Source organism: Micromonospora sp. NPDC049089, from assembly GCF_040648775.1.
Classification (GTDB): Bacteria; Actinomycetota; Actinomycetes; order Mycobacteriales; family Micromonosporaceae; genus Micromonospora.
The window spans coordinates 1-9,511 of the sequence record NZ_JBEZEH010000087.1 but is presented as its reverse complement, the minus strand read 5'-3'; the positions used below and the strand labels follow the sequence as shown (position 1 = coordinate 9,511).

Genomic DNA, 9,511 nt, shown 5'->3' with positions numbered 1-9,511 from the left:
GCCGGCGGGGCGGGCGGGCCGGGGGACCGGCCGCTGGATCCGCGCGGGGTGGGAGCCCGTCGCGATAGATGACACGCGCCGGACGCCCCGAAGCCCGGCAGCGCCACGGCGATCACGCCCTCGGCACCGACCTTGGCCAGCGCACCCGGGACACCACGCATCAGCCGGGTGTCGTCGGCCTGGGTGCCACCCACGATCTCCGGGTACGCCCGCATCGCGTCGGCCACCGTGCGCGGCACCGAGCCGGGCTCGGCGTCGACCAGCCGGAGGTACGCCCCGGCCAGACCGGCCAGCGACACCGCGAGGACCGGCGCGCCGCACCCGTCGACCCCCACCGCCGCCGCCTGCTCGCCGGTGAACTCCTCGATGGCGGCCCGCAGCCGCTGCTGAAGCGGGTGCTCCGGCCGCCAGTAGCCCTCCCGCGACCATCCGGCGGCCTCGCAGGTCAACAGCATCCCGCTGTGCTTGCCGGAGCAGTTCATCTGCACCCGGGTCGGGCCGCCACCGGCCCGGAGCACCGCCTCCCGCGCTGCGGCCCCCACCGGCAGGTCGGGCGGGCAGTGCAGCGCCGACGCGTCCAGCCCGGCGCGCTCCAGCAGCGCACCGACCCGGGCCAGGTGGAACTCCTCGCCGGCGTGGCTCGCCGAGACCAGCGCCACGTCGGCCGGGTCGGTCAGGGCAAGGCCGGCCCGGAGCATCCCGATCGTCTGCATCGGCTTGCTGGCCGAGCGGGGAAAGATCGGCGAGGTCACGTCCCCGGCGGACGCCACCGCGACACCGGCGGCGTCCAGCACCACCACCGAGCCGCGGTGCGCACCCTCCACGAACCCGGACCGGACCACCTCGGCGAGCGGCGCGCCACCCTCGTACGTCTTCGTCACGCGCTGGACGGTACCGACGGTCCGGGGGTGCCCGGCGGCGGGGTGACCAGGAGGTCCACCGCCCGGGTGACAGGGGCGCGGGACAGACCTGCCCTTACAGCCCGAGCAGTTCGCGAGCCTCGGCGGTGGTCAATGGCGGGCGCTGGGCGAGCTGGGCGAAACCCACCGCGCGGGCCACCAGTTGCATGTTCGACTCCACCGGACGGCCCTTGGCGTACGTCACGGTGTCCTCCATGCCGACCCGCAGGTGCCCGCCGGTCGACAGAGCGGCCAGCATCACCGGGATCGTGCTGCGGCCGACGCCGGTGGCCGAGAAGGTGGTGCCCTCGGGCAGGTCCCGCAGCATCCGGTGGGCCGCGACGAGGGTCTCGGTGGTGCCCGGCATCCCGCCCGGCACGCCCATCACGAAGTCGACGTGCACGTGCCCGCCGGCCGGCAGCCCGTACTTGCCGAGCAACCGCTGCAACGCGGACAGGTGGCCGAGGTCGAAGATCTCGTACTCCGGGACGATCCCGCGTTCCTGCATCCGGGTGTGCAGGTCGACGATGAACTCCCAGCGGTTGAGGAAGACGTCGTCGCCGAAGTTGACAGTGCCCATGGTGCAGGAGGCCATGTCCGGACGGGCGTCGAGCACTGCGAGCCGGGCGGCCTCCGGGTCGGTCACCGCGCCACCGGAGGAGAGCTGCACGATCAGGTCGGTGCTCTCCCGCAGCGCCGCCACGGTGTCGGCCAGCCGCACCGGGTCGAGCGTCGGTCGGGCCTCGTCTTCGCGGATGTGGACGTGGATCACGGCGGCGCCGAGCGCCTCGCACTCCTTGGCGGTGAGCAGCAACTCGTCGAGGGTCACCGGCAGCGCCGGCACCTCCGCCTTGGCCGACTCAGCGCCGGTCGGGGCTACCGTGATCAACGTCCCTGTCGTCATGCCGGCGATCCTAGACGGCCCGCTCAGGAGGGGTCGATCGCCGCCGCGGTCTCGCCGATCAGCAACGCGGCGTCGTCCGGGACGTTCCGCTTCAGGACCGCGAGCGCGACCTGGCCCAGCTCGTGGTGCAGCACGGCGGTGCCGACGAAGCCGACCGCCCGGCCATCGAGCGTCACCGGCGTACCGGCCACCGGCGGCTGATCGGTGGTCACCCCGTCCAGATGCAGCAGTACGAGGCGACGCGGCGGCCGGCCCATGTTGTGCACCCGCGCCACCGTCTCCTGCCCCCGGTAGCAACCCTTGTCCAGATGCACCGCCGGGGCGATCAGGTCGACCTCGGCCGGGATGGTCCGGTGGTCGGTGTCCACCCCGACCCGGGGCTGCCGGGCGGCCACCCGGATCGCCTCGTACGCCCACAGCCCCGCGAGCGGCACGCCGGCGCCGCGCAACTCCGCCACCACCTGGTCCATCGCCGACCGGGGCACCAGCAGGTCCACCCCGAGCGGACCACGTCGGGCCCAGCCGCCGATCGGCAGCGGTCGTACGTCGTACCGCGCGCTCGCCCGTGGTGGCACGGCGCCGTGCGGGAACTTCGGACCCGGCACCGCGACCACGTCCGGTGCGGCGAGCCCGGTCACGCCGAGCGTGCCGAGCGCCTCCATGGCCGCCGGCCCGACCAGCGACAACAGTGCGCGCTCGGCCGTCGCGTCGCGTGGCTCGACCTTGCTGAAGAACCGCATCTTCTCCAGGTAGGTCAGCAGGCCCTCGGTCGCACCCGGCTCGGTGTCGAGCCAGGCGGTCTCGCCGTCCTCGGCGACCATGGCGTGCTGCTCGACGTGGCCGTGCGGGGACAGCACCAGCAACTCGGTGCCCTCGCCTGCGGAGAGCGCGGTCAGGTGCTGCGAGGTGACAGTGTGCAGCCAGCCGGCCCGCTCTTCCCCGGGCACCGCGATGACCCCCCGGTGCGACCTGTCGACCAGACCGACAGCGGTGTCGAGGGTGCGCTGCTCGCGCAGCGGGTCGCCGTAGTGCGCGGCCACCCCCCGCACCCCGGCCGCGACGTGCGCTGGATCCGGCTGGTCACGGCTGGCCTCGTCGATGCTCTCGACTGCCACCGCGCCCGCGATGTCGATCATTTCTCGTCCCCGTTCTCGCAGCGTACGCAGACGCCGAAGAGTGACACGTGCCCGATGTCCACCCGGAACCCGCGCTGCGCGGCCAACTGGTCGGCGAGCGGGCGGAGCAGCTCCGGATCGATCTCGTCGATCGCGCCACACTCCCGGCAGACCAGGTGGACGTGTTGGTGCTCACCGGCGGCGTGATAGGTCGGTGAGCCGTGCGACAGGTGCGTGTGGGTGACCAGACCGAGCCGTTCCAGCAGCTCAAGCGTGCGGTAGATGGTGGTGATGTTGACGCCGGCGGCCACCTCCCGGACTGCGGTGTGCACCTGCTCCGGGGTGGCGTGGCCCAGATCGAGCACCGCCTGGAGAACGAGCTGCCGCTGGGCCGTCAGCCGCAGCCCACGGGCCCGCAGCATTTCCGCGAGGGAGGATTCGGACACGCTCCGATCATAGTTCGGCCACCAGGCTGTCCCCCGCACCGCGATCGATCACCGCTACGCTCGCGGTCATGGTGACGTCGTCCGTCGGCAATGTCCCGGCTGCTCCCAGCCCGCGGATCGCCGTGCTCGGGCGGGGCCTCATCGCGACCAACGAGCCCGTGCTCCGCGGCGACGACCTGGGCGTTCTGCGCGGCGACGGGCTCTTCGAGTCCATGCACCTGCGCCAGGGCCGGCCGTGGTTGCGCGACGAGCACCTGGCCCGAATGACCACGGCTGCGGCGGCCGTCGACCTGGATCTGCCCCCCGCCGACGCGCTCATCGACCTCCTCGGCACGGTGCGTGCGGGCTGGCCCGCACCGGTGGAGGGCGCGCTACGGCTGGTCTGCACCCGGGGCTCCGAGGCCGGCGGCCCGCCGACCGTCTACGCCACGCTGACCGAGGTGCCGGCGTCGTCGCGGGCGGCCCGGCGGAACGGGATCACAGTGGCCACCCTGCCGTTGGGGGTGCCCGCCGACGCGCGTACCGGGCTCGACTGGTTGCCGGCCGGGATCAAATCCACGTCGTACGCGGTGAACAGCGCCGCCCGCCGCTGGGCACAGCGGGCCGGCGTGGACGACGTGCTCTGGGTCTCCTCCGACGGGTACGCCCTGGAGGGGCCGATCGCGAACGTGGTGTGGCTCACCGCGGGCACGCTCTGCACCGTGCCGGCCGCGACCACCGGCATCCTGCCCGGCACGACAGCGGCCTGGCTGCTCGCCCACGCTCACGGGCTGGGCCTGGACGCCGCCGAACGGATGGTCACCCCGGCCGAGCTGCACGCCGCCGAGGGGGTCTGGTTCAGCTCGTCCGTGCGCGGGCTCGCCGAAATCCGAATGCTGGACGGGGTGCGCCGGAACCCTTGCCCGCGCACCCCCGCCCTGCACTCACTGCTGGGCTTCCCCGTCGGGTAGCGGTCAGCCGCCGACCCGGACGAGTCGGGCGGAGAGGTGCGGGCTGAGCCCGTGCCCCATGGCGGCCATCTCCTGGGCGTAGAGCAGCGCACCCTCGACGATGCCGAAGAGCCGGTGCCCGCCGGTGACCTCCTTGGCGGTCGGAGTCCGGACCACTGCGTCGGTGGCGAATTCGATCTGCGTGCCGGTGCGCTTGCCCAGGTGCAGCTCCATGATCCCGGTCGGGGTGGTGATCAGCGCCTCCAGCTCGTCGGTCGCCCGCCCGTCCACCAGCACCGGTCGCCACCAGCCCGCCTCGCGGCCGGCCGGACGGACCGGCTTGCTCTGCTCGTCGAGGATCCACGCACGCGACTCGTAGTGCAGGAACGGGCGGCCGTCGTGGCTGATCCGGATCTCCTGCGCGTAGTCGAAGTCCTCGATGGTGGGGAAGCCACCCTTGCCCCGACCGCGCCACAGACCGATGTACGGCAGCAGGGCGTCCAGCGCGGGGTGCAGCTTCGGCCCGACCCGCAGGTCGTGGCTCTCCTCGAACGGGTACTCCTCGACCGGCGGCGCGTTCAGCCACGGCGGCTGCAGCGGGTTCTCGCTCATCAGCGTCACCTTGCCTCTTTCGTTCGCGACTGCGGGGCTCGCAAAACCGGCTCACTCCTCGCGCTCACCAGCGTCCTCTCGAAATGCGTACGGCAAGGTAGACCAGGCCACCGGCGAGCCCGCCCAGGCCAGCGACCAGCAGGCTGACAAACCCGATCTCGGTAACCATCCCGGCCATCCTATGCTGGGCCACATGGCCCGCAATCTCGTCGTGAAGGCCACCGCGGGGGCGGACGCCCCGGAGCGGTGCGCGCAGGCATTCACCGTCGCCGCGACGGCGGTAGCGGCCGGGGTGGACGTCTCGCTCTGGCTGACCGGTGAGTCCACCTGGTTCGCGCTGCCCGGTCGCGCCCAGCAGTTCGACCTGCCGCACTCCGCGCCCCTGGCCGAGTTGTTGCACGTCATCCTGACCAGCGGCCGGGTGACCGCCTGCACGCAGTGCGCGGCCCGTCGGGAGATCGGCCCGGACGACGTACTCCCCGGCGTCCGGATCGCCGGTGCAGCGGTCTTCGTCGAGGAGGCGTTGGCCGAGGGCGCGCAGGCGCTCGTCTACTGACCGCACGGCGGCGGCCTGTCGATCCGAGCGGAGTGTCGATACCGACCCGACATCTCGGACGGCTGCCTACGATTCGGATGTGACCGAGGCGGCGGAGAGGTTCTTCGAGACACTGCCGTCGCGCGCAGCCGAGGTTCTGGGCGGCCTGGCCGACGGCACCCTCCAGATCGACCTCGGCGACGACCACCGCACCGAACACTGGCTGGTCCGGATGCGGCCCGGGTCGGTGCAGGTCACCCGGGAGCGTGGGCCGGCCGACGCGATCTGGTACAGCAGCGCCGCCCTCTTCGACCGGCTGATCAGCGGCGAGGCCCAGGGGGTCGCGGCGGTGCTGCGCAACGAGAGCACGTTCAGCGGGAACGTGGTGCTCTTCCTCGCCTTCCGCCGGTTCTTTCCCAACCCGCCCGGCACCCGCGACCCCCGCGAAACGGCCCGACGAGCAGCGGGGCGACTTCGGTGAAGGACCTCGTCAGCATCCTGGACGGCAACACCTTCCTGGTCAGCGACCGGCGTGGCGACATCGAACCCTCCTACGACTTCCCCAACGGGATGTTCTCCTTCGACACCCGCTTCCTGTCCACGTGGGTGCTCACCCTGGACGGCCAACGGCTGCACGCCCTCTCCGTCGACGATGCCGAGTCGTACCGCACCCGGTTCTTCCTCGCCCCCGGCGAACCCACGCACTATCTGGACGCCAAGGCGTCGGTGATCCGCAGCCGGGCGATAGTGGGCAGCTTCGAGGAGGAGCTGACAGTGCTGAACCACCTCGGCGCGGAGGTCGAGTGCACCCTCCGGATCGAGATCGGGGCCGATTTCGCCGACCTGTTCGAGATCAAGAACTCTCGGCAGAAGCGGGGACGGACCACGATCACGGTCGCCGAGAACGAATTGCGGCTGTCCTACCGGCGAGAGGCGTTCCACCGGGAGATGGTGGTCAGCACCACCGCGCCGGCGCAGGTCGACGACACCGGAATGACCTTCCGGATCCGGATAGCCCGCAACGACAGCTGGACCACCAGACTGCACGTGTCCAGCGTCGTCTATGGCGCCCGGGGCGAGGACATCCGGGCCACCCTCCCGTACGGCGGCAGCCGCAGCGCGGACGCGATCCGGGCCGAACAGCAGGAGCTCATCGACCGGGCGCCGAAGCTCGGCTGCGACTGCGAGCCGCTGGCCGGGGCGTACCGGCGCAGCCTCAACGACCTGGCCGCGCTGCGCTACGAGTCGATCGCCCTGGGCGTACGGCTGATCGCCGCGGGACTCCCCTGGTTCATGACCCTGTTCGGCCGGGACAGCATCATCACCTCGTTGCAGGTGCTGCCGTTCCTGCCGGAACTGGTCCCGCCGACCATCCTGATGCTGGCCGGACTACAGGGGCAGCGGGTGGACGACTTCCGGGACGAGGAACCCGGCAAGATCCTGCACGAGCTGCGGTACGGGGAGACCGCCGGCTTCGAGGAGCAGCCACACTCGCCGTACTACGGGTCGGCCGACTCGACGCCCCTGTTCATCATCCTGGTCGACGAGTACGAGCGGTGGACCGGTGACGCGGCACTCGTCCGCAAGCTGGAACCGCAGATCCGCGCGGCGCTGGAGTGGATCGACACCTACGGTGACCTGCTCGGCACCGGTTACCTCTGGTACCAGACCCGCAACCCGGAGACCGGCCTGCAGAACCAGTGCTGGAAGGACTCCTGGGACGCCATCTCGTACGCCGACGGTCAACTGCCCGGTTTTCCCCGGGCCACCTGCGAGTTGCAGGGCTACGCCTACGACGCGAAGGTCCGAGCCGCCCGGCTGGCTCGGACCTTCTGGAACGACCCGGAGTTCGCCGACGAGTTGGAGCGGCAGGCCGCCGACCTGAAACGGCGGTTCGACCGCGACTTCTGGATCGCCGACCGCGAGCACTACGCGCTCGCGCTGGACGCCGACGGCCGGCAGGTGGACGCGCTGACCTCGAACATCGGGCACCTGCTGTGGAGCGGCATCGTGGACGAGTCCCGCGCCGGCAAGGTGGTCGAGCACCTGCTCGGGCCACGGCTGTTCTCCGGCTGGGGGGTGCGGACGCTCGCCTCGGACGAGGGGCGGTACAACCCGATCGGCTACCACGTGGGCACCGTCTGGCCGTTCGACAACTCGATCATCGCCTGGGGGTTGTGGAGGTACGGCTTCCGGGAGGAGGCCGGGTTGCTCTGCGAGACGATGCTGGCCGCGTCCCGGTACTTCGGGGGTCGGCTGCCGGAGGCGTTCGCCGGCTACGCCCGTGACCTCACCGACTATCCGGTGGAGTACCCGACCGCATGCAGCCCGCAGGCCTGGTCGGCAGGCACCCCGCTGCTGCTGCTGCGCGTGATGCTGGGGTTGGAGCCGCAGGGCGAGCACCTGATCATCGACCCGGCCGTGCCGCCGGGCATGGGCCGGGTGGAGCTGCTGGACATCCCCGGCCGGTGGGGCAAGGTCGACGCGTTGGGGCGCAGCCGTGGCCCCGAGGACCAGCCGGACGGCCGCTGACCCGCCCGGCTCAGCTCGGGCAGCCGACGGTGGCGGCGAGTCGGGTGGCGTCCGGGCTGATCTCGGCCAGCACCGTGACGGCGCCGCTGCGGTACGCGTACACCGGGGGTTGGTCCAGCAGTGGGGCGTTGCCGGCCAGCGGGGCGAGGGCGACCGTCGAAGCCGCCGGGCCCTGACCGTCGACGAACCAGGCGGTACGGGCGAGCCCGCCGCCCGGGCAGGGCGCGGTGGCCAGCTCCGGCGTGGCGTCGCCCGGCCGGTCGAGGGCTTTCAGCGCGGCGGTCAGCGCGGCGGCCTCCGGGCCGGCAGCGGTGGCCGGAGCCGGCGTGTAGCCGGCGCCGACGGGCCGGCAACCGGTGTCGACGACCAGTCGCACCCGGCCGTCGACGGTCGGCCGGCCCTCGACGGCCACGAAGTCTCCTGCGTCGGCGCGCAGCTCGGGGCCGTCCATCCCGGGCCCGACCCCGGCCCGCCAGCTCGCCGGCAGCCGCTCGGCGATGCCGGCCAGCACGGCCCGCTCGTCACCGGTGGCAGCCAGCACCCCGACTTCGCGTCGCAACCTCGCCCCGTCGGCGAACGGGGTGACCCGGCAGCCGGACGCGACCCGCGCCGGGCTCAGTTCCAGCAGTCCAGCCGCACCGGCCGCGCGAGCCAACTCGCCGACCGCCCGGTCGACCACCGGGCCAGCCTGATCGAGGGACCGCTGCTCGCGGACTGTCGGCGGGTCGTTTCGCACCGATATCCAGGTGAGCCCGGCCAGCAGCACCGCCCAGGCCACTGTCACGGCCAGCAGCCAACGCCGCCGCGACCGGGCCGGTGTCGGCGCGGCGGGGCCGGCCGAAGAGGCCCAACCCGTCTGGACAGCACCGCTCACCCGGCCATGGTGTCACGCGCCCGCCGCCGGGCCGGCAGCGGAGGCGGTCGGCCCGACGACGCGACAGCGGGTCAGTGGTCGTTCAGCCGGGGCGGCGGGTCGAGCCGGTAGCCGACGCCCCGCACGGTGTGCACCTGCGGGCCGCCCGGTAGACCCCGCAGCCTGCGGCGAAGCCGCCTGACGGTGGATTGCAGCGCCGCGGTGTCAGCGCCACCCAGCGCGGCGACGCAGAGCCGTTCGTAGCTCCACACCACCAGCGGTGGACCGATGAGCAGGGTGAGCAACTCCCGTTCGGTGGGGGTCAGCGGGAGCACCTCGCCGCGCCAGGTGACCCGATGTCCGGCCCGGTCGACGACCAGCTCACCCCACTTCACCAGGCCCCGCGCCTCGTTGAGTGGAAGGACCGTGGGGCTGACCCGCGCCGGACCCGCCGGCGACGACAACAGCTCGCGTAGCTCGGTCAGATCGGAACAGCTGAGCACCGGGGCGCGCCCGTCGAGTTGGCTCAGCACCCGCTCCCGCAGCGACATGTCGGTGCCCACGCAGAGGACGATGGGGACCGCTTCGTCGGACCCGCCGCTTTCATCCCTGAAATTCACCAGTAGATAGTGACGCACGCCGATGGATTTCGGCACCCGCCCTCGGCGTGCCGGCACGCCGAGGAC

General features: G+C 72.5%; 12 protein-coding genes. 4 read left to right on the top strand and 8 right to left on the bottom strand.

The features are described 5' to 3' along the window. From AB0B48_RS16830 to AB0B48_RS16815, 4 genes are all read right to left on the bottom strand, one after another. Positions 1-881, bottom strand: an 881-nt coding sequence (locus AB0B48_RS16830) for an asparaginase (protein ID WP_357202012.1), incomplete at its 3' end; no start/stop codon positions are given. 94 nt (positions 882-975) lie between these two features. Further along, a complete protein-coding gene (locus tag AB0B48_RS16825; RefSeq protein WP_357202009.1) occupies positions 976-1,803 on the bottom strand; it encodes a 3-keto-5-aminohexanoate cleavage protein in 828 nt (275 codons plus the stop codon). A 23-nt stretch (positions 1,804-1,826) separates the two neighbouring features. Beyond that, the gene (locus tag AB0B48_RS16820) at positions 1,827-2,939 is read right to left on the bottom strand and encodes a folate-binding protein (protein ID WP_357202006.1); all 1,113 of its coding nucleotides are present in this window, start codon (positions 2,937-2,939) and stop codon (positions 1,827-1,829) included. After that, the gene (locus tag AB0B48_RS16815; protein ID WP_091402843.1) at positions 2,936-3,364 is read right to left on the bottom strand and encodes a Fur family transcriptional regulator; all 429 of its coding nucleotides are present in this window, start codon (positions 3,362-3,364) and stop codon (positions 2,936-2,938) included. The genes AB0B48_RS16820 and AB0B48_RS16815 overlap by 4 nt, the downstream gene beginning before the upstream one ends. A gap of 68 nt (positions 3,365-3,432) precedes the next feature. Between AB0B48_RS16815 and AB0B48_RS16810 the strand changes: the two genes are divergently transcribed. Beyond that, the gene (locus tag AB0B48_RS16810) at positions 3,433-4,314 is read left to right on the top strand and encodes an aminotransferase class IV (protein ID WP_357202002.1); all 882 of its coding nucleotides are present in this window, start codon (positions 3,433-3,435) and stop codon (positions 4,312-4,314) included. A 3-nt stretch (positions 4,315-4,317) separates the two neighbouring features. Here the strand turns inward: AB0B48_RS16810 and AB0B48_RS16805 are convergent, their stop codons facing one another. Continuing rightward, positions 4,318-4,908 carry an FABP family protein gene (locus tag AB0B48_RS16805; RefSeq protein WP_357202068.1) on the bottom strand — a complete coding sequence of 197 codons (591 nt, stop codon included), beginning with the start codon at positions 4,906-4,908 and terminating at the stop codon, positions 4,318-4,320. 61 nt (positions 4,909-4,969) lie between these two features. Next, a complete protein-coding gene (gene mtfM, locus AB0B48_RS16800; protein WP_030327764.1) occupies positions 4,970-5,074 on the bottom strand; it encodes a small membrane protein MtfM in 105 nt (34 codons plus the stop codon). Between the two features lie 12 nt (positions 5,075-5,086). Here mtfM and AB0B48_RS16795 point away from each other — a divergent pair, with 12 nt between their 5' ends. From AB0B48_RS16795 to AB0B48_RS16785, 3 genes are all read left to right on the top strand, one after another. Next, positions 5,087-5,461 (top strand): DsrE family protein, encoded by a 375-nt coding sequence (locus AB0B48_RS16795; protein WP_124820325.1) that lies wholly within the window; start codon positions 5,087-5,089, stop codon positions 5,459-5,461. Between the two features lie 79 nt (positions 5,462-5,540). Next, positions 5,541-5,921: an SCP2 sterol-binding domain-containing protein gene (locus tag AB0B48_RS16790; RefSeq protein WP_357202000.1), complete on the top strand. Its 381-nt coding sequence runs from the start codon at positions 5,541-5,543 to the stop codon at positions 5,919-5,921. Next, complete coding sequence (locus tag AB0B48_RS16785; RefSeq protein ID WP_357201997.1) at positions 5,918-7,972, top strand: glycogen debranching N-terminal domain-containing protein; 2,055 nt, start codon at positions 5,918-5,920, stop codon at positions 7,970-7,972. The genes AB0B48_RS16790 and AB0B48_RS16785 overlap by 4 nt, the downstream gene beginning before the upstream one ends. Before the next feature lie 10 nt (positions 7,973-7,982). On the opposite strand, the gene AB0B48_RS16780 is transcribed toward AB0B48_RS16785, so the two are convergent. Together AB0B48_RS16780 and AB0B48_RS16775 are read right to left on the bottom strand one after the other, a co-directional pair. Further along, a complete protein-coding gene (locus AB0B48_RS16780; protein ID WP_357201994.1) occupies positions 7,983-8,846 on the bottom strand; it encodes a hypothetical protein in 864 nt (287 codons plus the stop codon). A 71-nt stretch (positions 8,847-8,917) separates the two neighbouring features. Beyond that, positions 8,918-9,376, bottom strand: coding sequence for a winged helix-turn-helix domain-containing protein (locus AB0B48_RS16775; RefSeq protein ID WP_357202065.1), 459 nt, complete (start codon positions 9,374-9,376; stop codon positions 8,918-8,920). Between the last annotated feature and the right edge of the window lie 135 nt (positions 9,377-9,511).